General features: G+C 70.4%; 24 protein-coding genes. 8 read left to right on the forward strand and 16 right to left on the reverse strand.

What is annotated here, in order from left to right; genetic code table 11:
- Positions 1-46: 46 nt before the first annotated feature.
- From F8566_RS47290 to F8566_RS47340, 11 genes are all read right to left on the reverse strand, one after another.
- Positions 47-703, reverse strand: a complete 657-nt coding sequence (locus F8566_RS47290) for a response regulator (protein ID WP_151570634.1) — start codon at positions 701-703, stop codon at positions 47-49.
- Positions 694-1,923, reverse strand: coding sequence for a sensor histidine kinase (locus F8566_RS47295; RefSeq protein WP_151570636.1), 1,230 nt, complete (start codon positions 1,921-1,923; stop codon positions 694-696). Before F8566_RS47295 ends, F8566_RS47290 begins: the two co-directional genes overlap by 10 nt.
- Positions 1,889-2,608, reverse strand: a complete 720-nt coding sequence (locus F8566_RS47300) for a DedA family protein (RefSeq protein WP_404800408.1) — start codon at positions 2,606-2,608, stop codon at positions 1,889-1,891. Before F8566_RS47300 ends, F8566_RS47295 begins: the two co-directional genes overlap by 35 nt.
- A gap of 159 nt (positions 2,609-2,767) precedes the next feature.
- The gene (locus F8566_RS47305) at positions 2,768-3,052 is read right to left on the reverse strand and encodes a hypothetical protein (RefSeq protein ID WP_151570637.1); all 285 of its coding nucleotides are present in this window, start codon (positions 3,050-3,052) and stop codon (positions 2,768-2,770) included.
- Between the two features lie 64 nt (positions 3,053-3,116).
- Entirely contained in the window at positions 3,117-4,364 is a 1,248-nt protein-coding gene (locus tag F8566_RS47310; protein ID WP_151570639.1) for a sensor histidine kinase, read from the reverse strand.
- Complete coding sequence (locus F8566_RS47315; protein WP_151570641.1) at positions 4,361-5,065, reverse strand: response regulator transcription factor; 705 nt, start codon at positions 5,063-5,065, stop codon at positions 4,361-4,363. The genes F8566_RS47310 and F8566_RS47315 overlap by 4 nt, the downstream gene beginning before the upstream one ends.
- Positions 5,066-5,131: 66 nt before the next feature.
- A complete protein-coding gene (locus F8566_RS47320; RefSeq protein WP_151570643.1) occupies positions 5,132-6,028 on the reverse strand; it encodes a S1C family serine protease in 897 nt (298 codons plus the stop codon).
- 22 nt (positions 6,029-6,050) lie between these two features.
- Positions 6,051-6,998: a VWA domain-containing protein gene (locus tag F8566_RS47325; RefSeq protein WP_151570764.1), complete on the reverse strand. Its 948-nt coding sequence runs from the start codon at positions 6,996-6,998 to the stop codon at positions 6,051-6,053.
- A gap of 5 nt (positions 6,999-7,003) precedes the next feature.
- Complete coding sequence (locus F8566_RS47330; protein ID WP_151570766.1) at positions 7,004-7,885, reverse strand: DUF58 domain-containing protein; 882 nt, start codon at positions 7,883-7,885, stop codon at positions 7,004-7,006.
- A gap of 62 nt (positions 7,886-7,947) precedes the next feature.
- Positions 7,948-9,069: an AAA family ATPase gene (locus F8566_RS47335; RefSeq protein ID WP_151570645.1), complete on the reverse strand. Its 1,122-nt coding sequence runs from the start codon at positions 9,067-9,069 to the stop codon at positions 7,948-7,950.
- Positions 9,066-9,317: a hypothetical protein gene (locus tag F8566_RS47340; RefSeq protein ID WP_151570647.1), complete on the reverse strand. Its 252-nt coding sequence runs from the start codon at positions 9,315-9,317 to the stop codon at positions 9,066-9,068. The genes F8566_RS47335 and F8566_RS47340 overlap by 4 nt, the downstream gene beginning before the upstream one ends.
- Positions 9,318-9,718: 401 nt before the next feature.
- On the opposite strand from F8566_RS47340, the gene F8566_RS50675 reads away from it, so the two are divergent.
- Together F8566_RS50675 and F8566_RS47350 are read left to right on the forward strand one after the other, a co-directional pair.
- Positions 9,719-10,264 (forward strand): hypothetical protein, encoded by a 546-nt coding sequence (locus F8566_RS50675; RefSeq protein WP_192810260.1) that lies wholly within the window; start codon positions 9,719-9,721, stop codon positions 10,262-10,264.
- Between the two features lie 109 nt (positions 10,265-10,373).
- Positions 10,374-10,589, forward strand: a complete 216-nt coding sequence (locus tag F8566_RS47350) for a DUF5999 family protein (RefSeq protein ID WP_151570649.1) — start codon at positions 10,374-10,376, stop codon at positions 10,587-10,589.
- Between the two features lie 61 nt (positions 10,590-10,650).
- On the opposite strand, the gene F8566_RS47355 is transcribed toward F8566_RS47350, so the two are convergent.
- On the reverse strand, positions 10,651-12,801 hold the full coding sequence (locus F8566_RS47355) for a molybdopterin-containing oxidoreductase family protein (RefSeq protein ID WP_151570651.1): 2,151 nt from the start codon (positions 12,799-12,801) through the stop codon (positions 10,651-10,653).
- 69 nt (positions 12,802-12,870) lie between these two features.
- Entirely contained in the window at positions 12,871-13,158 is a 288-nt protein-coding gene (locus tag F8566_RS47360) for a hypothetical protein (RefSeq protein ID WP_151570653.1), read from the reverse strand.
- Between the two features lie 275 nt (positions 13,159-13,433).
- On the opposite strand from F8566_RS47360, the gene F8566_RS47365 reads away from it, so the two are divergent.
- On the forward strand, positions 13,434-13,727 hold the full coding sequence (locus F8566_RS47365) for a hypothetical protein (RefSeq protein WP_151570655.1): 294 nt from the start codon (positions 13,434-13,436) through the stop codon (positions 13,725-13,727).
- A gap of 71 nt (positions 13,728-13,798) precedes the next feature.
- On the opposite strand, the gene F8566_RS47370 is transcribed toward F8566_RS47365, so the two are convergent.
- Positions 13,799-15,265, reverse strand: a complete 1,467-nt coding sequence (locus F8566_RS47370) for a GMC oxidoreductase (RefSeq protein WP_225994186.1) — start codon at positions 15,263-15,265, stop codon at positions 13,799-13,801.
- Between the two features lie 359 nt (positions 15,266-15,624).
- Here F8566_RS47370 and F8566_RS47375 point away from each other — a divergent pair, with 359 nt between their 5' ends.
- Positions 15,625-17,091 carry a membrane-associated oxidoreductase gene (locus F8566_RS47375; RefSeq protein ID WP_151570659.1) on the forward strand — a complete coding sequence of 489 codons (1,467 nt, stop codon included), beginning with the start codon at positions 15,625-15,627 and terminating at the stop codon, positions 17,089-17,091.
- 35 nt (positions 17,092-17,126) lie between these two features.
- On the opposite strand, the gene F8566_RS47380 is transcribed toward F8566_RS47375, so the two are convergent.
- Positions 17,127-17,927: an SGNH/GDSL hydrolase family protein gene (locus tag F8566_RS47380; RefSeq protein ID WP_151570661.1), complete on the reverse strand. Its 801-nt coding sequence runs from the start codon at positions 17,925-17,927 to the stop codon at positions 17,127-17,129.
- 221 nt (positions 17,928-18,148) lie between these two features.
- On the opposite strand from F8566_RS47380, the gene F8566_RS47385 reads away from it, so the two are divergent.
- The 4 genes from F8566_RS47385 (at position 18,149) to F8566_RS47400 (ending at position 22,644) form a co-directional block, all read left to right on the forward strand.
- Complete coding sequence (locus tag F8566_RS47385) at positions 18,149-18,880, forward strand: Crp/Fnr family transcriptional regulator (protein ID WP_225994187.1); 732 nt, start codon at positions 18,149-18,151, stop codon at positions 18,878-18,880.
- 62 nt (positions 18,881-18,942) lie between these two features.
- On the forward strand, positions 18,943-19,743 hold the full coding sequence (locus tag F8566_RS47390) for a hypothetical protein (RefSeq protein ID WP_151570665.1): 801 nt from the start codon (positions 18,943-18,945) through the stop codon (positions 19,741-19,743).
- Positions 19,736-21,748, forward strand: a complete 2,013-nt coding sequence (locus tag F8566_RS47395; protein ID WP_151570667.1) for a hypothetical protein — start codon at positions 19,736-19,738, stop codon at positions 21,746-21,748. The genes F8566_RS47390 and F8566_RS47395 overlap by 8 nt, the downstream gene beginning before the upstream one ends.
- The gene (locus F8566_RS47400; RefSeq protein WP_151570669.1) at positions 21,745-22,644 is read left to right on the forward strand and encodes a hypothetical protein; all 900 of its coding nucleotides are present in this window, start codon (positions 21,745-21,747) and stop codon (positions 22,642-22,644) included. The genes F8566_RS47395 and F8566_RS47400 overlap by 4 nt, the downstream gene beginning before the upstream one ends.
- Here the strand turns inward: F8566_RS47400 and F8566_RS47405 are convergent.
- Positions 22,625-23,194, reverse strand: a complete 570-nt coding sequence (locus F8566_RS47405; RefSeq protein WP_151570671.1) for a DUF305 domain-containing protein — start codon at positions 23,192-23,194, stop codon at positions 22,625-22,627. The two genes, F8566_RS47400 and F8566_RS47405, sit on opposite strands and share 20 nt — an antisense overlap.
- Positions 23,195-23,233 lie beyond the last annotated feature (39 nt).

The following is a 23,233-nucleotide window of genomic DNA, read 5'->3' on the forward strand; positions in this document are numbered from 1 at the left end:
CCGGTTTATGCCGCCGCCGCGACGTCCTCGGCCCGCAGGCCGCACCCTATGAGCCGAGATAGCGCAGAACGGCGAGTACACGGCGGCTGTAGCCGCTGGCGTGCGACAGGTCGAGCTTGTCGAAGATGGCGTTGACGTGCTTTTCCACGGCACTCTGCGAGACGTGGAGGTGCGCCGCGATCGACGCGTTGGTGTGTCCCTGCGCCATGTGGTCGAGCACGTCCCGCTCGCGCGGGGTGAGCCGGCTGAGCGGGTCGGCCTTCGAGCTGCGCACGAGCAACTGGCGGACGACCTCCGGGTCGAACGCGGCGCCGCCGTCCCCGACCCGGTCGAGCGCGTCCAGGAACTCGTCGACCTGAGCCACCCGGTCCTTGAGCAGGTAGCCGACGCCGTGCCGCTGCCGGCCGGTGTCGCTGGTGATGAGCTCGGTGGCGTAGCGCTTCTCCACGTACTGCGACAGGACCAGCACCCCGACCTGGGGCCAGCGCCGCCGGATCTCCAGAGCCGCGCGCAGGCCCTCGTCGGTATGGGTGGGCGGCATCCGCACATCGACGACGACCACGTCCGGCGGCGCGGGCTCGACCGCCGCCAGCAGCGCGTCGGCGTCGCCGACCGCCGCCGCGACCTCGTGCCCCTCCTCGGCCAGCAGCCGGACGAGGCCCTCGCGCAGCAACGTCGAGTCCTCGGCGAGCATCACGCGCACGGCAGCTCCGCCCTGATCACCGTCGGCCCGCCGGGCGGGCTGTCGACCCCGAACGTCCCGTCCAGCGCGGCGACCCGGCGGGCCAGCCCGGCCAGACCGCCGCCCGCCGGGTCGGCTCCCCCGTTCCCGTCATCCTCGATCCGCACGTGGATCATCCTCTCGTCCCCGGTGAGCCGGACCGCCACCCGGTCGGCGGCCGAGTGCTTGTTGGCGTTGGTGACGGCCTCGCAGACGATGAAGTAGGCGGCGGTCTCCACCGCGTGCGGCGGCCGTACGGCCAACTCGTAGTCGATCGTCACCGGCACCGGCGAACGTTCGGCGACCGTCTCCAGCGCCGTCTGCAGGCCTTCGCCGTCCAGCGCGGCCGGATAGACGCGCCATGCGACCTCGCGCAGGTCCTCCAGGGCCCGCTGCGACTCCTCGTGCGCCTGCCTCAGCAGTTCCCGCGCCCGTTCCTCGTCGCCGCCCGAGGCCCGCCGGGCCCGCCCGATCAGCATGCCGAGGGCGACGAGGCGCTGCTGCACACCGTCGTGGAGGTCCCGTTCGATCCGGCGCCGCTCGTCGTCCACGGCGTCGATGACCTCGGCCCGGCTCACCGACAGCTGGGCGATCCGCCGCTCGTACGCCTCCAGCGGGCTGGGCCCGAGGCTGCGCCGCGCCACCTTCCGTTCCAGGACGACCACGCCGACCAGCCCCTGGATCGCGATGAAGGCCAGCACCAGGCAGAAGATGGCGGTGTAGGCCACGATCCACGGCTCGGGCGGGATGCCGTCCATGTATTCGCCGGTGATCCACCAGCTCGCCGCCAGCGCGACGACGACGACCGCCCCGTACACCGTCAGGAGCAGGATCACACCGCCGAGCAGCCCGATGGGGACCCGCAGCACCAGATAGGCCAGCGCCCGCACAGCCCCGTAGTCGGCACCTTCCGTATGGCCGAAGAAGACCGACAGCCGCCGCCGCTCCAGCTCGCTCAGCTTCAGCGCGCCATCGGCGACCACCTTGGGAACGGTGCGCTGCCCGCGCGAGAAGGCCAGTGCGTACGCCATGACCGGCGCGGCCACGGCCAGCAGGAACAGCTCGGCCCCGGCGCTCATGGCCCCCAGCAGCAGCCCTGCCGCCGCCCAGGCCAGGCGCGCGACGAAGCCGCGGCGCCGGTCCTGCTGCGCCGCGGCCTCGGTGGGCTCAGCCGACTCGATCACGTTCGAAGTCTCGTTCATGGTCGATGCGGTGGGCGCCCGCCCGCTGCGGCGGAGCGGCCCGTCGTGCCTTCACGATACGTACGACCAGGAAGACCAGCGCCAGCAGGACGGCCACGGCCAGCACACCCTTGGAGTAGACGCCCACGTACTCCTCGACCGTGCGCCAGTTGTCACCGAGACCGTAGCCCGCCATGACGAACGCCGCGTTCCAGATGAAGCTGCCCGCCGTGGTGAGCGCCAGGAACGTCGTCAACCGCATGCGCTCGACGCCCGCCGGGACCGAGATCAGACTCCGGAAGATCGGGATCATCCGCCCGAAGAACACCGCCTTGGCGCCGTGCTTGGCGAACCACGCCTCGGTCCGGTCCAGGTCCGCCACCTTCACCAGCGGCAGCCGCGCCACCAGCGCCCGCACCCGGTCCCGCCCGATCGCCGCGCCGATGCCGTACAGCGCCAGCGCGCCCACCACCGACCCGATCGTCGTCCAGACCAGCGCAGCGATCAGGTTCATGTCCCCCTGCGCCGCCGTGAACCCGGCCAGCGGCAGGATCACCTCGCTGGGCAGGGGCGGGAACAGGTTCTCCAAGGCGATCGCCAGCCCCGCACCCGGTGCGCCGAGCTTCTCCATCAGGTCGGTGGCCCACCCCGCGACGCCCCCGACAGGCTCGGCCTCCGCCGCCATCGCTCGCATCATTTCGATCATGCTTAGACGCTAGAAACCAGGCGGTCCGGCCACCATGCAGCGGGCCGTCGACCTCCCCGGGCGCGCGCCGCAGCCCCACCCTGCGGAAAACCACAGGGTGGGGCGTGAAAGACGACGTCAGGCCGGGATGATGATGACCAGCTTCCCGGTGGCGTCAGATCAGGCGGTGACCGGCTGCGTCAGGTGGGCGGCGCGTTCGCGCTCGTCCTCGAAGGCGATCACTGTGACGGAGCCGCCGGCTGCGCGCGGCACGAGGATCAGGTAGGGGACGCCCGCGCGCTCGGCCAGATAGGTGGTCTCCAGCTCCCCGCGTTCGTACGACCGGGCGCCGGGGAACGTGGCGAGGACGTCGTGGTCGTACGGGAAGGTCTGCCGGTCCATGCGGGCCCTCCGGATGGGTGGTGACTCGGCGACCATCCCCTCACGGACGGGTGTCGCCGTCATGACACGGCGATGAAGCCCCGATCAAGGCTCTCCCAACGGAGAGCCGTGGACGCTCCGGCGAGTTCTAGGCGGTGTTCAGGGCTTCCAGAGGGTCGGTTTCGGGTGGGGTGGTGTCCGGGGAGCGGGCGGTGGTGGACGCGGGGAACCAGAGGATGAACGTGCTGCCGACGCCCTGCTCGGAGAAGAGCCTGACCTGGCCTCCGTGGGACTCGACGATCTGGCGGACGATCGCCAGTCCCAGGCCGGTGCGGCTCTCCCTGGAGCGGCGGGATTCGCTGCCCCGCCAGAAGCGGTCGAAGACGCGGGCCTGGTCGTCGGGGCCCAGGCCGGGGCCCGCGTCCCGCACCGCGATCCACTGCCAGCCGTCCACACGGTCGGCGGCCAGGAGGATGTCGCTCCCGGAGGGGGCCAGCCGGACGGCGTTGGACAGCAGGTTGCCGACGGCCCGGCGGAGCGCGTCGGGATCTCCGATGGTGGCGAGGCCCGGGCGGAGCCGCCGTTCGATGGTGAGCTCGCGGATGCCCGCGATCGAGTCGAACTCCTCGGCGGCCTCGCGGGCGACGGCCGCCAGATCCACGTCGGTGTCGTGCAGCGCGGGGGCGGAGCGGCGGGCGGTGGCGAGCAGGTCCTCGACGAGGCGGGTCATGCGGGTGGTGGCCCGGTCGACCACCTGGACGGCCCGGCGCCGGTCGGACTCGTCGGCGTCGGGGGCGGTGAGCACGGTGTCGAGGTTGGCGCGGATGATCGCCAGGGGGCTGCGCAGCTCGTGGGACGCGTCGTCGATGAGCTGGCGCTGGGCGCGGAACGCGGTGTCCAGGCGGTCGAGCATCGAGTCGATGGTGTCGGCCAGATAGCGCAGCTCGTCCTTGGGCCCCGACAGCTCGATCCGCCGCGACAGGTCGGTGGCCTGGATCTCCTCGGCGGTGCGGGCGATCGCGCGGACGGGTTTGAGCGCGCGGCCGGACAGGATCCAGCCGATCGCCAGGCTGGCCAGGAACATCCCGCCCAGCGTGATCAGCGAGAACTTCTTGATGGTCCGCTGGGTCTTGTAGTTGACCGCCTCCTCGACCTGCCGCACCTTGACGACCTCGACCGGCGACCCGAAGGGCACACGGGTGCCGTCGGACTGCACGACGACCTTCTCGGCCCGGAAGGTCTTGGTGATGGGGTGGGCGTCGGTGCTGCGCTCCACCATGAAGTAGACCCCGCCCAGGACGAACGCGGTGAGCGTGAACAGCAGGGTCGAGTACAGCACGGTGAGCCGGAACCTGATCGTCTGCATGAATCCCGGCAGCGGCGGCTTGATCTTCATGACCTGTCCGGTACGTTCTCCAGGAGGCGGTAGCCGTGCCTGACGACCGTCTCGATGAGCTGTTCCTCGTCCTCGACCGCGAGTTTGCGGCGCAGGGTCCCGACCGTGACCCGGACGGTGTTGGTGAACGGGTCGGCGTTCTCGTCCCAGACGTGTTCGAGCAGGTCCTCCGACGACACGACGTCGCCGGGCCTGCTCATGAGATAGCGCAGCACCGCGAACTCCTTGGGCGTCAGCTGCAGCCGGCGGTCGCCGCGGAACGCCTCGTACCGGCCGGTGTCCAGCCGCAGGTCGCCGACCTGCCAGACGGCCGAACCCGCGGCGCTCTCGCGGCGTAGCAGCGCCCGCACCCGGGCCAGCAGCTCAGGGAACGCGAACGGCTTGACCAGGTAGTCGTCGGCGCCCTCGTCCAGGCCGCGCACGCGGTCGTCGAGCCGGTCCCGGGCGGTGAGCATGAGGATCCGCAGCCCCGGCCCGCTCTCCCCGTTCAGCTCGCCGGCGCGGACCGCGCGGCACAGCTCGAATCCGTCGCCGTCCGGCAGGTTGAGGTCCAGGATCATCAGGTCGTACGAGGCGGCGTAGAGCTTCTCGGACGCCTGCGCGATGTCCAGCGCGATGTCGACCGCGTAGTCGGCCCGGACCAGCCCGTACCGGAGCGCCTCGACGAGGTCCTCCTCGTCCTCCACCACGAGCACTCTCATCCTGTGACGTTACCTTTCTCCCGTTTCGTTCCGCAGGAGGACTCGGCATGGGGGCTCAGCAGGGGCTCAGCGGATGATCCGCTGGGCCCCGTCGACCGCGCGGTCGACGGGGATCGCGAAGCCGATGCCGATCGACCCGCCGCTCCCGCCGCGGCTGAGGGTCGCGATCGCGGTGTTGACGCCGACCACCTCGCCGCGCGCGTTGACCAGCGGCCCGCCGGAGTTGCCGGGGTTGATCGACGCGTCGGTCTGCAGGGCGGTCTGACGATCGCCGTCGCCGAGGCGGACCTCTCGGCTGAGCGCGCTGACGATACCGGACGTCACCGTTCCGGCCAGGCCCAGCGGGGAGCCGAGCGCCAGCACCGGGTCGCCGACCCGGACGTCGGCGGACCGGCCGAAGGCCAGCGGCGGCGGGCTGTCGGACGCGGCGATCGAGAGCACGGCCAGGTCGTTCGCCCGGTCGGCCCCCAGCAGCCGCGCGGTGACCCGGCGGCGGTCGGCGAGCACCACGGTCGCGGTCCCGCCGCCCTCGACGACGTGGGCGTTGGTGAGGATGTGACCGGCGCGGTCGATGACGAAGCCGGAGCCGGTCCCGCGCGAGCTGCCGGAGCGGACCTCGATCGACACCACGCTCGGCTGGACGCGGGCGGCGACGTCGCTGAGATCGCCGGCGCCGTTCGCGGGACCCGCGGTGGACTGCGCGAGAGGGCCCGCTTCACGGTCGCCGGTGAGCAGGCCCCCGGCGGCGCCCGCCACTCCCCCGGTCAGCGCGGCCGCCAGGATCGCCGCGACCATGATCCGGGACGCCCTTCGCGCCGGTGCGCTCTCCGGGACGGGTGGTGGTGCGGGTGCGGGCGAAGTGTCGACGGGCCAGACCGGAGTCGGCGGAGGGGCGACGAAGTCCGGGCCTCGCGGCTCTCCGAGTCCGAATCTTCCGTCGGACGAACCGGCTCGGTGGTTCATGCTGGCTCCTTACACACGTTCACTACGGGAGGCGGGAGAACCACACGAGGGAGGTTCCGGCGGTGGCGCAGGCGAGGATCAGGCCGGCCGCGACGAACCACGCCCACACCTCTCGCTGCTCGACGCGGTAGCCGATGCTGCTGCCGATGTCCTGGTAGACCTGACGCAGCTCGCTTCCGGTGGCGGCCTCGTAGAAGCGGCCGCCCGTGTCCTGCGCGAGGGTCTCCAGCGCGGGCCCGTCCACGGGCACTCTGATCGGCGTCCCCCTCTGGTAGATGACGCCCTCCGCGGTGCCGTACGCGATCGTCGAGACCGGCACCCGGGCGTCGGCCGCCCGGCGAGCGGCCTCGGCGGGGCTGCGCCCGGCGGTGTTGGTGCCGTCGGAGAGCAGGACCACGCGTCCCGGCGGCGCCGCCTCGCCGAACTGGGCGCCGAAGCTCGCGATCGCCTCCAGCGAGGCGATGACGCCCTCGCCGATCGCGGTCCGCGGCCCGAGCGCCAGCCGGTCCACCCCGGCGCGCATGGCCGCGCGGTCGGTGGTCGGCGGCACGGTCACCGTCGCGGTGCCCGAGAACGCGACCAGGCCGACGTTGAAGCGCGCGGGCAGGCCGTCGACGAACGAGCGGGCGGCGCGCTTGGCCGCCGTGAGCCGGTCGGGCTCGACGTCGGTCGCCTCCATCGAGGACGACACGTCCACCGCCACCATGATCGTCGCCTGTTCGCGCGGGACGCGGACGTCGGCCGCGGGCCGGGCGAAACCGGTGACGAACAACCCGAGCATGAGGAGGAACGCGGCGGCGGGCAGATGCCGCCGCCAGCCCGGACGCGCCGGGGCGACCTTCTCCAGGAGGGCGAGGTTGGTGAAGCGGACCGCGTAACGGCTCCGCCGCAGCTGCATCACCACGTACACGCCGAGGAGGAGCAGCAGCGCGATCAGGAACAGCAGCCGGAACGGCGCGAGGAAGCTCAGGCTGCTCATGCCGCGCCTCCGGGCGGTGGTGGGTGGGCCACCGTGGCCAGCCGCCGCTGGATCATGACGTGCTGGACGATGTCGCGCATCCAGTCGCCGTCCGTGTGCAGCCGCAGATGGGCCGCCCCGGACCGGCGCAGGGCCGCCGAGATCGCCGCCCGCTGCTCGGCCGCGGCGACCGCGTACCGCTCGCGCAGGCGGCGGCTCGCCGTCGGGATCTCCCGGCGCCGGCCCGTCTCCGGGTCGACCACCGTGAGGAGCCCGACGTCGGGGAGCGACAGCTCACGTGGATCCACGACCTCGACGGCCAGGACCTGGTGATGCCGGGCCAGCAGCCGCAGCGGCCGTTCCCACGACTCGACCGTCTCCAGGAAGTCGGAGACCACCACGGCCAGCCCCCGGCGGCGCGCCGTCGTCCGGAGCAGGAGGTCGGCGCCCGCGCCGAGGGACGGCGCGCCGTGCCCGCCGGGACGGTTCCGCGGCACCTCCAGCAGGGACCGCAGCAGGCCGAGCAGGTGCGGCCGCCCGGTCCGCGCCGGGACGTGGCGCAGCCCGCTGCCGTGCAGGATCTGGGCGCCGACGCGGTTCCCGCTCCGCTCGGTGAGGTAGGCGACCGCGGCGACGGCGTACACCGCGAGGTCGCGCTTCTCGACCTGGCCGGTGCCGAAGTCCATGCTCGCGGTGGCGTCGACGAGGAGCCAGGTCTCCAGCTCCCGGTCGGCGATCCGGTCCCGGACGTGAGGGACGGTCGTGCGGGCCGTGAGGTTCCAGTCCATCGTCCGGACGTCGTCGCCGGGCAGGTACTCGCGCCCTTCCGCGGCCTCGGTCCCCGGCCCGGGCAGCAGGCCCAGGTGCTCGCCCTGCAGCAGCCCGTCCAGCCGGCGCATGATGATCAGCTCCAGCCGCCGCAGGGCCTGTTCGGGCGCGAGGGAGCGCAGGTCGAGGGCCGTCACGCCGCCGCACCCCCGGCCCGGCGGTCCGGCACGTCAAGATCATGGCCTCCCGTGCCGCCGAGACCGCCCGCGCCCTTGTGGTCACCCATACCGTCGTGGTCACCCGTGCCGTCGGGGCCGGCCGCGGTGTCGTCGTCACGCGGGGCGATCCGGGGCAGCGGGAGGGCGTCGACGACCTTGCCGATGATCGTCCGCGGTGAGATCCCGTCGGCGAGCGCGTCGAACGAGAGGACGAGCCGGTGCGCCATCACGTCCGCGGCGAGATCGCGCACGTCGGCCGGCAACATGTAGTCCCGGCCGCGCAGCAGCGCCAGCGCCCGCCCCGCGGCCACAAGGCCGAGCGTCGCCCGCGGGCTGGCGCCGTACGAGATCAGCCGGGGCAGGTCGGCGATCCCGTGGGCGAGCGGATCGCGGGTCGCGGCGACCAGGCGCACGGCGTACCGCGCCACCTCGTCATGCACGAAGACCCGTTCGGCGGCCTGCCGGAGAGCTGTCACCCGCTCGGTGTCCAGGATCGGTGAGGGCGTCGGCGGGTGCACGCTCATCCGGTAGAGGATCGACAGCTCCTCCGCCTCCGTCGGGTAACCGACGTCGATCTTCATGAGGAACCGGTCGCGCTGGGCCTCGGGGAGCTGGTAGACGCCCTCGGACTCGATCGGGTTCTGCGTGGCGAGGACGAGGAAGGGCGCCGGCACCGGGAACGTGCGCCCGCCGATGCTGACCTGGCGTTCCGCCATGACCTCCAGCAGCGCCGACTGCACCTTGGCGGGGGCCCGGTTGATCTCGTCCGCGAGCACGATGTTGGCCATCACGGGGCCGAGCTCGATGTCGAACCGCTCTGTCGAGGGCCGGTAGATGCGGGTGCCGACGATGTCCGACGGCACCAGGTCGGGGGTGAACTGCAGCCGGGCGAACGAGCCGCCGACCACCGTCGCGAGCGTCTCGGCGGCGAGCGTCTTGGCGACCCCCGGCACGCCCTCCAGCAGGCAGTGCCCGCCGGCCATGACCGCCACGAGCAGCCGCTCGATCATGCGGTCCTGGCCGACGATGACACGCTTGACCTCGAACAGGGCGCGCTCGGCCAGCGCGCCCTCGTCCGCGGGGTGGGGCGAGGTCATCGGCTGTCCGCCGCCGGGCTGCCGGAGCCGGAGCCGCCGCCGCGCTCGGGGCAGTCGTGGCCGTCGGCGTCGGCTCCGGTGACGCCCGTCGCGCCCGCCCCGCCGAGCGCCTCGTCGCCGACGATCTGCAGTTCGACGCCGCCTCCACCGCCGGGATCGGCGAGGGCCGTGCCTCCCATGGCGAGGCCCGCCGCCCCCGCCATCCCGGCCACCACGATCGCGATCTTCGTACGTCCGCTGAGCGTCATGCTCGTTCCTCCATGGTCGTTCGCGCGTCGTTCGCGCCGCCCGGCCTTCCGGGGCGACAGGCACGATCACAACAAGCGGCAGCGAAAGCGGACTTAAGGACGATGGAGCCGCAGCCGCTGGATCAGGTTCGACCTCTGATCGCATGGATTTCGCGTAGGGAGAAATTTCCTCCTGGAGGGCGCACCGCTAACGGGTGATCGAACTGCCGATTCCGCAGGCGAACGGCCAGGTGAGGACGGCGATCTGGGGGTTTCGGACCACTCCGGGCGTACGTCCGCACCCAAAGATTCTTTTCTGATCGACTTTTCCGTTAGGTGCCTTTCCTGTAGTTTCTCAGCGTTTTGTGAAGTGAATTCATGATCGGTCTCCCCTCGCAACAAGATCATGAAAGGACGCCAGGATGGCCACGGCTACGGGCCTCATGGCGGCCGCCCTCCTCGGTCTGCTGGCGCTGCTGGCCGCCCTGGGACGCGGTCGCGGAGGCTCCCCCCGGAATCCGCAGGCACAGTCGGACACGACCGCTCCCGCCACCGTGTCCACCGGTCTCGAACACCCTGAATCGCTCACCGCCGTGCTGGAGCCCGGCGCGGAGGAGTATCTGGCCTGGCTGGCCGATCACTGCTGGCCGGGCGACGAGTATCTGGAGCTCGAGCTGGAGTGGCTCAACGAGCTCGGCGCGCTCGAGGCGCCGGACCTGACCGAGGTGCCGCCCTGCCCGCAGTGCCACCGGCGCCGCGAGGACGTGTGGCCATGCCCGCAGTGCGGCCGGTTGCTGCACTCCTCGTGCGGGCACGGAATGCGGCGGCGGCAGGTGGAGCACCCCTACCGCACGCACGGCACCAACTCCGAGGCCGTGATCGCCGAGTGGATCTGCACCGGCTGCACGTCCGTGGTGGGACTGGACGTCGACCACGGCGACGAGGCGGACGACGACCTGCTTCGTTGATCGTCCGCAAGGCCTGAAGGTAAAGTTTCGGGCGATCCCTTGCATAATTCGGGTGTCCGGATGCAAGCTGCGGTATGTCCTAAATCACAGGACACCCGTGGAGGATCTCGTGCCCGTCCCAGCCAACGCAGTCTGTGTGCACCAGCCGCCCTGTCCGGAGGCCGATGGTTTCGACCGCGAGGCGGCGCGGATGGTGGCCTGCCATCCGGAGCAGGGCTGGAGCCTCCTGTGCAACGGCACCGTGGTCTTCGAGGACACCGGCGAACTGCTGCCCGACGGCCGGATCATCGCCCCGCACCGCCCCACGGCCCCTTCCGCGGCCTGACGCCCGCCTGATCGCCGCAGGGCGGTCAACCGAGGCAGTCGACCAGGGTCCCTGAGAACGATCAAGCCGGTGGTCGACCAGGGGCGATCTTCACTGGAACGCCGTTGAGCCGGGCCATTCCGGCGAGAGGTTCGAGATCGGCCGGGTCCGGAGAGGCGAGCAGGTTGACGTTCGCTCCCCCGGCCGCGTTGGCCACCTGCCAGCCGCCGTCGTGTCCCCAGCCGTGCGGGACCGCGATCGTGCCGGGCGTCATCTCGTCGGTGACCTTGACGGGCAGGACGACGGAGCCGTGCTCCGACGTGACACGGCACGGGGCGCCGTCCTGGAGCCCGTACTCCGCCGCGTCCTTGGGGTTGACCCGCGCCGCGTGCGCACGCTTGCCGCGCATCAGGGCGGGCGCGTTGTGCATCCAAGAGTTGTGCGAACGCAGCTCGCGCATCCCGATCAGCCGCAGCGGATAGTCGTCCGGGGGCGCGGGCGCCGCCGCCAGCCGTTCGATCTCGGCGACGATCTCCGGCGGGGCCACGTGCACCTTCTTGTCCTTGTGCAGGATCCGGCTGCGCAGCGTGCCGGCGCGCTGGTGATCGCCGAGGATGATGCCGTGGGGGTTGGCACGCAGCTTGCGCAGGCTGAGTCCGCCTCGGCGCAGCCCGTACCAGTCGCCGTACGGGCCGGTGCGCAGCAGCGCGTCCACCATCGTGCGCGGTGAAGGCCGTACGCCCATCCTGTACAGGAGACGCTGCGCGCCGACCGAGCCCAACGGCAGCCTCATCCGGCGCGCGAGCGAGTCGATGATCTCCCACTCCTGCCGGGCCTCGCCGCGCGGCGGCACGACCGCCTCGGTCCAGGTGACGTACGGGGTGAGGTGGTTTTGCAGGAAGGGCAGCGGGAAGTCCTCGCGTTCGAGGAACGTGGTGGCCGGCAGCACGTAGTCGGCCTTGCGCCCGGTGTCCGACACGTACAGGTCGATGCAGACAAGCAGGTCGAGCTCGTCCAGCGCCTCGCCCAGAGCGGCGCTGCCGGGCACGGAGTTGAGCGGGTTGCCCGCCGACACGATCAGCGCCCGCATCCGTCCCGTGCCCGGCGCCCGGATCTCCTCGGCCATCACCCCGGCCGGGAACGTGCCGAGCACGTCCGGGTAGCCGCCCACGCGCGACCGGACCGTGCCGTATGTGGCGACCCCCGATCGTTTGGCGATCTCGTCGATCCGGATCGGCGACTGCCCGAAGATCGCCCCGCCCACCCGGTCGAGCCCGCCGGCCACCAGCGTCACCACGTCGATGAGAAAGGCCGTGAGCGTCCCATACCGGCCGAGACACGTACCAGTACGCCCATACACCACCGGCCGCTCTGAGGCCGCCAGAGACCGCGCCAGAGCCCGTACGTCTCCCGCCGCCACCCCGCTGTGCACCGCGGTCTGCTCCGGCGGGAAGTCCTTGACCGCCTCACGCAGCCGCTGGACGCCCCGGGCGCGATCACAGGCCCCCCGGTCCTCCAGCCCCTCCGCGAAGATCACATGCAGCAGCGACAACAACAACCAGGCATCGCCGTCCGGCGCCACCGGCAGATGTTCGAAGGCCGCGGCGGTCTCCGTCCGCCGCGGATCCACCACGACGACCCGCCCGCCCCCGCGCACGATCGCGGCGAGATCCTCCTTGATCCGCGGCGCCGTCACCAGGCTGCCGTGCGAGACCAGCGGGTTCGCCCCGAGCATGACGAGCAGGTCCGTGCGTTTGAGGTCGGGGATCGGCACCAGCAGGGGCGAGCCGTACAGCAGCGCGCTGGCCGCGAAGCGGTTGTTGACGTCCTGCGACCCTGCCGAGTAGAAGTGCCGCGACCCCAGCGCGCCCATGAAGCCGCTCATCCAGAGCGGGTGGCTGTAGGAGAACGAGGCGGGGTTGCCGAAATACCACCCGATCGCGCCGCCCCCGTGCTCCCTGCGGATCCGGTTGAGCCGCGCCGCGATGTCGGCGAGCGCCTCATCCCAGCTCACTCGCTCGAACTCGCCGTCCGCCCGCCGCCGCATCGGATGCAGGACCCGGTCCGGATCGTTCTGGACCTCGGTCATCGCGATGCCCTTGGGGCAGGCGAACCCCTTGGACAGCGGATGCTCCCGGTCAGGCCTGAGCCGTATCAGCTCCCCGCCCTCCACGGTGGCCTCAAGCCCGCACAACGGCTCGCAGATCCGGCAGTAAGTGAACGCTTGCGCCATGCCCCCGATTGTGCCGCATTCTCCCCAGATCTCAAGCAGCACACCTCAGCACCACCCGGCCGGAGGGGGTCAGGCGGCGACTTGGTGGCAGGGGTCGTAGGCGCGGGAGCGGAGGTGGGAGTCGGCGTGGGGATAGGCGTGGCAGACGGTCGTGAGCGCCCAGCGCATGCGGGCCGCGTATTCCTCAGGATGATCGCCGGCCTCCTGAGCCACGTACGCGGCACAGCAGTCGGCGTCGCACACGCGGAGGCGGTCGGCGATGGCCGCGCGCACGCGGGCGTCCGTGGGGTGGTCGGAGGCCTGCAGCCTCGTGGTGAACAGCACCTGTGCCAGGTCCGAAGCGGTCATCGGAGCCATGACGTGCTCCTTCTCGTCCGGCGGTGTGGTCTTCCGCGTTGTCTTCAAACTACGGGCCGCCTCTGACATTTTCGGGCATGATCACGTGGCCGGGCACCCGCCGGCGCCCGCCGATCACCATCGCTCGCCCCCGGTCGGGTAAACGCTCGGGCCGACATCGACCCTCCACCGCATGTCATACACGCGTTCAATGGACCCCACGAGTAGCGTTCAGCTAGTTTGCCCATTACGCAAGGTCCTTACAAAAAATCGTCTCGCGGGAGGGACGGCGTGGCGTGATCTCAGCATTGGTCCTCGGCATGTTCGCCGGCCTGTTCATCATGAGCATGCGGCGGCTGCTCCGGCCTGCCCTCCCTGCGCGTTCCCCGGACGCCGGGGGCGGAGCGCCGGACGATGCGGCGCCGGGTGATGACGGCGGCGGCTACCCCGAGTCGATGACGGCCGAACTCGATCCCGGCGACGAGGAGTATCTCGCGTGGCTGGCCGACAGCCTCTGGCCGGAGGACGAGTATCTCGATCCTGATCATGCCGATGACGAGGAGGGACCCGGCAGCAGCGTGCACGCGTGAGGCGCTCGGAAGAACGTGGAGGAGCGCGGAAGAGTCGGCCACACGCGCCCGTGGCCGACTGCCACATCGGATCAGGGCCGCAGATCGGCCGCGATGATCTTTTCGATGTTCCGTTCGGCGAGCGCCGTGATGGTGACGAACGGATTGACGCTGGTGTTACCGGGGATCAGGGCGCCGTCGATGACGTACAGGCCCGGGTGGCCGTGCAGGCGGCCGTGGTTGTCGGTGGCCTTGTTCAGCACCGCCCCGCCGAGCGGGTGGTACGTCAGATGGTCACCCCAGATCTTGTAGGTGCCGAAGAGGTCGGTCCGGTAGATCGTCCCCTCCTTGGAGTTGATCTTGTCGAAGATCGTCTTGGCCATGTCGATGGCGGGCTGTTTCCAGGCGGTCTGCCAGTTCAGGTCGACCTTGCCGCCGCTCCAGGAGAACTGCCCCCGGTTCGGGTTCTTCGTGATGGACAGGTAGAACGAGGCGTACGTCTCGATGCCAGTAGGCAAGGGCGCGACCTCGGCGAACACTCCGCCCGCAGCCCAGTTGTCGATGCCGGAGCACGGGATCGTTGACTGGAGGGCTCCGGTCGGGTCCCACATGTGGTTGGCGCGGCCGCACATGACGTTGCCGTTGTCGCCCCAGCCCTTGCCGACCTCGCTGTTCAGGTTGGGCAGGGCTCCAGTGGCCTTCAGCTTGACCAGCAGCTTGCTCGTGCCGACACTGCCCGCCGCGAAGAACACCCGGTCCGCGGTGACGGTCTTGGTGGCGGTGACACCGCCGCTGGTGGTGAGCTGCTCGATGACGACCGTGTAGCCGCCACCGCTCGCCGCGGAGACCGAGGTGACCCTGTGCAGCGGCGAGATGTTGACCCTCCCGGTGGCCTTCGCCCGGGCCAGGTACGTGTGCTGCAGGGTCTTCTTGCCGTGGTTGTTGCCGTACAGGATCTCGCCGGCCAGCGCCGACCTGGTGGCCGTGCCGGCCGCCTCCCGCTTCATGTAGTCCCAGTCGTACACGTCGGGCACGAAGACGAACGGGAAGCCGGAACGCTGGGCGTGCTTACGCCCGACCCGTGCGAACTGGTAGCAGTCAGTCGTGTCGAACCAGGCCGGGTCGATGGTGCCGACTCCGAGCCCGGTGTTGGCGCGCGGGTAGTAGACGTTGTACATCTCGTCGGCGTTCACGGACGGGAGGACGGCGCCGAAGTTCTCGCGCCTGGGCGTGACGGCCATGCCGCCGTTGACGAGCGAGCCGCCGCCGACGCCGCGGCCCTGGTAGACGGTGATGCCGCTGAAGTCCTCGGCGTCCAGGATCCCGGTGTACTTGGGGATCTCCCGGTCGATCGGGAAGCCGAGGAAGTTGCTGAGCGGCTGCTTGGTCTTGGTCCGCAGCCAGTAGGACCGGTAGTCGGGGGCGGTCGTGGCACAGAAGATCTTGCCGTCGGAGCCCGGGGTGTCCCAGGCCATGCCCATCTCGATCATGTGCACGTCCACGCCCGCCTGGGCGAGACGCAGTGCGGCCACCGAGCCGCCGTAGCCGGTGCCGATCACGAGCGCCGGGACGTGGGCCCCATTGCCGATCGGGGCCGCAGCCGCGGCCGGAGTGGCGCGCAGCCCGAGGGCCGTCGCACCGAGGATAGAACCAGTTCCAGCGATGAATCTGCGGCGCGAGAAGGCCGCTGTACCACTACTACACGCGGTACCGTCACCCATGTGATTTACCTCACTTTCACCCGGGTGAAACACGTTCTACATGTTCCAGACCCGGTGGGCCACGGTCTACTCAGAGGTAACTTGAGTTCGACCACGCATCCGGAACCCCAGCGTCACAGCGCGTCCACCACCGACGCGCAGCGCGACCACCCGGTGACGTCTTGACAGCGTGATCCCCGCACGAGAAGGTCCCGGCCGTGGAGATCGCCAACCTGACGCCCGCCGAACGCCGCGTGTGGTGGGCCTTTCCGCGCGGCGAGACGGCCGACTTCAGCCGGCCCGGCGACGAGCACGCCGAACACGGGGGCTCATGGGGCCCGGAACGGACCGTCCGCGCGGAGGTGCTGAGGAGGCTCCTGCTCAGCGGCGAGCCCGCCGACGGCGAGATCGCCGCGCTCCGGGTCACGGGCGCGCGCGTCACCGGCACGCTCGACCTGCACAACGCCGACGTCCCGTACGGGATCCGGTTCCATGAGTGCCACTTCGAGTCCGAGCTGATGCTCTACGGCGCGGAGATCCGCCAGCTCAGCCTGTCACGTTCCTACTTCCCCAGCTTGGAGGGCACCGCCCTCAGCGTGACCCGCATAGTGCACTTCTCCAACTGCCGCATACCCGAAAGCCTGCGCCTCGGCGGCGCGCGGTTCGCAGGGGCACTGTTCCTCGACGGAGCGCACATCGGCGACGCGGACTCGCCCCAGGACCAGGTACTCCAGCTCAACCACGCCACCGTTGAGAACGACGTCGTCGCGCCCGGGCTCGTGGTCCACGGGGAGATCCGGCTGAACGGCGCATCCATCACGGGGAGCCTGGTCCTCGATGAGGCCGTGCTCCGGCATCCCGGCGCCACCGTGCTCTACGCCAAGACGCTCAGTGTCGGCACCGACGTGAGCGCCACGCGGTTGCATGCGGTCGGCCGACTCAACCTCCGCGGCCTCCGCGTGGCCGGGCAGATGGACTTCGCGCACGCCAGGCTCGCCAACCCCGGAGGCATGGTGCTGCGGGCCAGCAGCATCGTCGCCGGTGAATTCTGGCTCCGCGAAGCGGCCCCTATCGAAGGCCGCGTGACCCTGCGCCGTTCGCAGTTCGAGCTCCTGCACATCACGCCGGACGCATGGCCCGACTCCGTGCGGTTGGACGGCCTCACCTACGGGACCCTTGACCCGCATCTACCCGCAGAAGAACGCTTGAGGCTCCTGGAACGCGAAGAGGACGGCTACGTCCCGCACAGCTATGAGCAGCTCGCCCTCTCCTACCGCCGCATAGGCGACGATGACGCGGCCCGCACCGTGCAACTCGCCAAACAGCGCCGCCGTCGCGGCACGCTACGAGGGCCGATCAAGCTCTGGGGTCACCTCCAGGACGTAATGGTCGGCTACGGCTACCGCCCCATGCGCGCCGCCGCCTGGCTTCTCGCCCTGATGCTCACCGGCTCTGTCGCTTACGGACTTCACCACCCCAAGCCCCTCAAGCCCGGCGAGGCCCCCGACTTCAACCCGGTTTTCTACACCCTCGACCTCCTCCTCCCGATCATCGACTTCGGCCAGGAGAAGGCATTCAAGCCTCAGGGCGCCCACCAGTGGCTGTCGTACACCCTCATCATCACCGGCTGGATCCTCGCCACCACTATCGCCGCCGGCATCACCCGCGCACTCAGCCGCCAGTAGATCTCGACCGCCGAGAAGGCATCGCGACTGGGTTTTCAGCCCTTGGCGCGCGGGTCTGCCGAATCCAGGGCGGGCAGGTAGCCGAGCTGGTGCCCGCGGGCGGTCGGGTGGTACGAGTCGTCGATCGGAATGGTGACCGCTTGCAGCCAGCGGTGGCCCGAACAGAGCTCATGGCCCGCGAACTCGTCCCTTACGTCGGAGAAGACGAATCGGGCCCTGGAAGCGGCGGCGGCCACGGTGGTGACGAGCGAGTCGGCGCCGCGGTTCAGCGCGGTCCGCTTGCCTCTGGACATCCCCGCACAGTTATCGACGATTTTGTAGAGCCGTGGATAGCCGAGCACCACGACACGGGCCGTCGGCGCTTTGCCGCGGATCGCCCGATAAAGGGCGTCGAGCCGATCCGGCAGGGTGGTCGCCATATATTCCTCTGCATCCGACACCGCCTTCCTGCAATCGCTCTCGGAACGCAGGACACAGGTCTCCATCACCCGCCCGAAGCCCGCGTCGTTGCCGCCCACCGTCACGGTGACGAGCGTCGTGGCAGGGCTCAACACGCCGAGCTGGTTCGCAAGCACTCCGGTCGTCCTGGCGCCCGAACACGCCATGAATTTGAAGGACGTCACGGTCTGCCGGGCCGCCCACAGCCGCGGATAGGCGTACCTGCTCCGCTTGCACGCGCCCGCCTCATAGGCGCCCGCGCCCGTGCCCGACGCGTACGAGTCGCCGAGCGCGACGTAGTGGACTTCGGCGGCCTCCTTGTTGTCGGCGCAGGCGACGGGGCCGGAAACAAAGGCGACCGCCGCGACGGCAGCCGAACAGAGCCGGGGAACGCGCACAGGTACTCCGCAGGAGACGGAAAGAATTGTGTCTCCCTGCTCATACCCGCGACTCCGATAACGGAAGCCTTCAATTGCGGGGATAAATTGCCTCTTTTCGCGCCCGTATGATCATCTTTTAAAGGCGAAGATCCCGAGTCAGGCGATTGGGGACTGGACGGACATGGACGCGCGGCGTTCGCTGGCGTATGTCTGGGGATCGCGGCTTCGGGGAGGCGGTCGTGCGACAACGGACAGGCTCCAGCAGGTCATGGCCGGCCGGCACGTTCCTCAGCCGGCTCAGCGAGCAGAGCCGGGCGAGGCTGCTCGGCCTGGGGCGGTTCCATCCCGTCCCGCCGCAGCGGGAGCTGGTGCGGCAGGGCGAGCCCGGCGGGTCGGTCTGGCTGCTGATCGACGCGCTGGTCAAGGTGAGCGCCCGGGTGGAGAACGGGACTGAGGCCCTGCTCGCGTTGCGGGTGAGCGGTGACCTCATCGGGGAGATGGCCGTCCTCGGCGAGCCGGTGCGTTCCGCGACCGTGACCACCTGCGGCCGTGCGGTCGTGAGCCAGATCAAGGGCGGCGCCTTCGTCGACCTCCTCCAGCACGATCCGGCCGTCGCGCTGACGCTCAACCAGATGACGATCGAACGCCTGCGATGGTCGAATCAGCGGCGCCTCGACTTCGCCGGATACGAGACCAGCCGGTGCCTGGCCCGGGTGATGCTGGCCCTGGCCGGGCGGCACGGCCAGCCGTGCACGGACGGGATCGATCTCGGCATCCCGCTGACCCAGGCCGAACTGGGCGGGCTGGTCGGCGCCAAGGAGGCGACCGTGCAGAAGGCCCTCCGCGAGCTCACCTCCATGGGCCTGGTCACGACCCCGGGCCGGCGGCGAGTGATCATCACCGACGTCGAGGGGCTCCGGACGTTCGCCGATCTGTCCCGCTTGGGACAAGTTACGGCGAACCCGGATTAATCCGGCTTCACCCCTCCGGTCGTCGCCGACGCTGTGCGTCAGGCCGATCACCTGGAGGGAAGATGCACGACCACCCCGTTCCCGAGTACCGCGTCCTGTTCACGGTCGACATCGAGGACTACAGCAGCCGGAACGACGCCGAGCAGCGGACGTTGCAGAGCGCGCTGAGCCAGATGCTCGACGACGCTGCGGACTCGGCCGAGCTGAACCGGCAGGCCTGGGAACGGCAACACGGCGGCGACGGCGTCTACGCGATCCTTCCTGCCGGAACGAACGTGACGCCGCTGATGGACACCTTCGTCCGCGAACTGGACGCCGCGCTCGGCTCGTACAACCGGCGCCGTCACGATGTGGCATGGAGCCGCCTGCGTCTGCGGATGGCCGTCCACATAGGTCCCGTCCATCTGAACGGCGCGATGGGCTGGCCGGGGCAGCACGCGGTCCAGCCTGCACGGCTGCGGGATTCCAAGCCGCTGCGCGCCGCGATGGGCGCACTCTCGGAGGCCGACCTCGGTGTGATCGTGTCGTCGGAGATCTACCGCGACTACATCACCCAGGGCCCTGGCGAGCCCCGGCCGACGCTCTTCCGGCCAGTCCGGGTGGAGATGAAGAAACAGTCGTACACCGCCTATCTCTACGTGCCCCGCTTCAACCTGCACAACATCGAGGCCCTCGCGGCGTACGCCCCGTCCAGCGGAACCGAAGGCGGCGACCCACCGCCCGCCGGACGATCCCCGGCCGCAGCGATACCCGCCGATAGGGCTGGCCACGTCAACGTCGCCTACGGAGCGGGCGATGCGTTTACCGGCGACAAGGTCGGCGGCAACAAGAACACCTCCTACGGGGACCACCACGATGGCTGATGACGAAGCCGCCACTGAGGCAGTCGAGGCGAAGGGCCAGGTACTCGGCCCGCAGGAGCGGCACGAGAACGACGGTCTCCGCACGCCGCCCGAGGCGAAGCTGAGCGCCGCCGAGCAACGCCGGTTCTCCGAACAGCTCCGTGAGCTGCGAACCGGCTTCATAGCCGGAGCAAGCTCACGGAACGCGGCCTATGGTCCCGGCGACGCGTTCACCGGTGACAAAGTCGGAGGCGACAAGAACATCTTCATGGCCGGCGAGAGGCGCGACGGCTGGATCGTCTCCCCCGTCGCCGCGGAACGCAACCGCGACATCAGCGCCCGCTTCGCCGGAACCCCCACCAAGGAATGCCTGATAGGTCTCCTTGACGACAACCTCGTCGCGGTCCTGAAGGGGCCACCCGGCACCGGCCGCAAGACCACCGCCCTCGCCGCGCTCGCGCACCGTCAGGACGAACTCCGCAGCCTCCGCGCCAAGGAGTCCCCCGCGCTCCTGGAGAAGAGCAAGCTGCAACCCGGTCACGGCTACCTGTACGACGCGACCGGAGCCACGTGGACCAAGCGCCTCACCGAGGCGGACATCCTCGGCTGCAGCGAGGTGCTCGCGGCGGTGGGCGCCCGCCTCGTCATCCTGGTGGGCCTGGACTCCGACACCCGGGCGTTGCCAAGCCTCGTCGCGGAACACCTGCAGCCCGACCCCTGGGACGTTCTCAAGCGCCAGCTCCATGACCGGCTGCCGGTCGGGCAGCACGACGTGCAGGCCATCACGGACCAGGTCACGGTGCGCCTGTCCAGCCCCGGCGACGCTCGCGACCTCGCCCTCGCGATCGTGAACGGCCTGCCGAAGGGGCGCACGGTCGGGGAGATCTGCGCCGAGATGCTCGGCCCTCTCCGGCGCGAGGCACGCAAGGTGCTCCGGCAGGAGGAGGACGAGAAGGATCTCGGCCGCCGCGCCTTCGTGATCGCGGGCGCGGTGCTGGACGGCCTGCCGACCGTGCAGGTCTGCCGGGCGGCCTACGACCTCGCCAAACTGCTGTTCAAGGTGGAGAAGCAGGGCAAGCGCGCCCGGCTCGGGCTGCTGCCGTTCGCCGACATGCTCGACGACTGGCTCGGTCACGCCGGCGAGGAACGGTCGTACGTCGTCCAGGAGGTCGACCGGACCCTCTCCTTCCGCGCGGGATTCGCCCCGGCCGTGCTGGACGCGGTCTGGCTCGACTATGTCGTCGCCCACAAGGCCTTGCTCGAATGGCTGACGGGTCTGGCGGAAAACGAGGCCGGCGATCCGGTCACGCGGTTGAAGGTGGCCCAAGCGATCGCGTGGTTCGCCAGGTACGACTTCGAGTTCGTCTACAAGGAGTGCATTCGAAACTGGTCCGAGAGCAGCTCCGAGGCGTTGCACATGGCCGCCGCATGGGCCCTTGAGGCGATCGCAGCCGCATACCCGTCCAGGCATCCCCGCGTCGCGCGGCTCGCCTGGGAGTGGGCCAAGGAACGTAACTTCCGGCTACGGTCGACCGCCGTGCGCCTGTTCGGCACACTGCTCGGCGCGGAGGCCGCCGACGAGGCCCTGCGGGCGCTCTACGCTCTCGCGTGGCGCGATCCTCTCGTCCTTCGTCATGCCGTTCGGGACAGCGTGGTGGAGCTCTTCAGGGACGCCCCCAGCACGGTTCTGCGTGAGCTCCTGGTCTGGAGCAGGTCTCCGAAGCCGTTGCTGCGCCAGCTCGTGGCAGGCGCGCTGGCGCGGATCGCTCTGCTTCCCTACACCGAACGACCAGCAGTGCTGGCCCAGTACGCGGAGGATCCAGCCACCGTGGGCGAACTCTGGCTCCGCGTCCTGACGTCACGTTCCTGCGGCCACGAACCGTGGAACGCCCTTCGCGAGTGGGCCAAGGCAGGGGTCGACTTCGCGGACCTGCGAACCCACCTCTATGCCGAGCCGGCCCTGCGTCCACGGCTGCGTTTCTACGGGCTCGCCCCCACCACCCCTTCGAAGGAGTCGTCAGCATGAGCACCCTGAAAACGGCCTGCACCCATCACGGCCCCGTCCAGAAGGTCCAGCTCCATCCGGCGGCAGGTACCCGGCTGTGGAGGTGGCTTCGCCGGACCGGAGACGAGTCCCGCGCCGTCCACTGGCCGGACACGTTCGACTTCAAGGTCCCCGCGATGGGCGACGGCTACGAGTTCTCCATCAGTGTGCCCTTCACCTGGTGCGTCACCGGCCGGGCGTACCCCGAGGTGCTCGTCGGCCGCGCCCTCGACAACCGGACCGCGCTGCTCGAACGGCTCGTCGCCCGCGTCCGCGGCGTGTCCCGGCTCTTCCCGCCGTTCGAGGCGGGCGACGCCGAGGCCCGCGTCCACCTGGCGATCGGCGAGGTGTTCAACGGCACCCGGCTGGCGTTCGTCTCGGCGGCCGGGGCCGATGGCGACGCCCGCCCGATCGAGCACCGGACCGTGCTCCGGCTCGACAAGCCGGTGCGCAAGGCCCAGCGCGAGGCCTGGAGCAGGCGGCAGGAGGAGACGAACCGGCACGAGCTCGCCAGGCTGCTGGCGTTGCAGTTCGGCGAACGCCGGGAACTGTGGCACGAGTTCCTGCAGAGCGGCCGGAACGACTGGCTCACGCCGTACGCCGTCGCCCTGGCCGACAATCCCGAGTCCGTCGACGAGATCGTCCGGAAGATGACCCAGGATCGCCGGACCCAGGCCAAGGAACTCGCCGACCATGTGGTCAGCACGGCCAGGGCGTACGACAAGATGGACGCCTTCGACCTGATGCTGCACAACGACCGGGTGCTGCGGCATCTGATGGAGCTCATGGGCGTGCCCGGTCTCCCTCCGCCCAACCCGTCGCCCTTCGAGACCGGCAACGAGGCCGGAATGGACGAGGCTAGCGGCGGAGGAGGGTGAGCATCTGGTCGATCTGGGCCGCGCGGGAGCGGGCCACGCGGTCAGCGAGGCCCTTGGCCTCCGGGTTGGTGCCCGCGGCGACCTCGCGACGGGCCATCTGGAGGGCGTCGTCCTGGTGGGCGATCAGCATGTTGAGGAAGTCTCGTTCGAACGCGGCACCGGTGGTCTTGCCGAGGTGTTCGATGGCGGCCTCGCTGGTCATCGGCATGCCGCCGTGCGCGCTGTGGGACCCCGCCGGGGCGGTGGGCGGCCGCCGCCACGAGCGCAGCCAGCCGGCCATCGACCTGATCTCGCTGATCTGGGTCGTTTCGATCGCGGCGGCGAGCGTGCGGACGTCCGGACGGACGTCGGGGCGGGCGGCGCGGTCACGGGCGAGCCGAGCGATGCGGACGCCTTGGCCGTGGTGCGGCACCATCATCTGCAGGAACATCACGTCAGCCGAGTTGAACGTGCCCGGCGGGGTGTGGTCGCCGCAGCTGTTGAGCAGAAGGGCGCCCGGGGGCAGGGCCAGGGCGACGCAGATCGCGATTCTCTTGAGGCCTCGTTTCATCTGAGTCCTTGGTGAGTCGCCCCGGCGCCGGGCCCGCAG

This window comes from Actinomadura rudentiformis (assembly GCF_008923185.1).
In the GTDB taxonomy this organism is placed as follows: Bacteria; Actinomycetota; Actinomycetes; order Streptosporangiales; family Streptosporangiaceae; genus Spirillospora; species Spirillospora rudentiformis.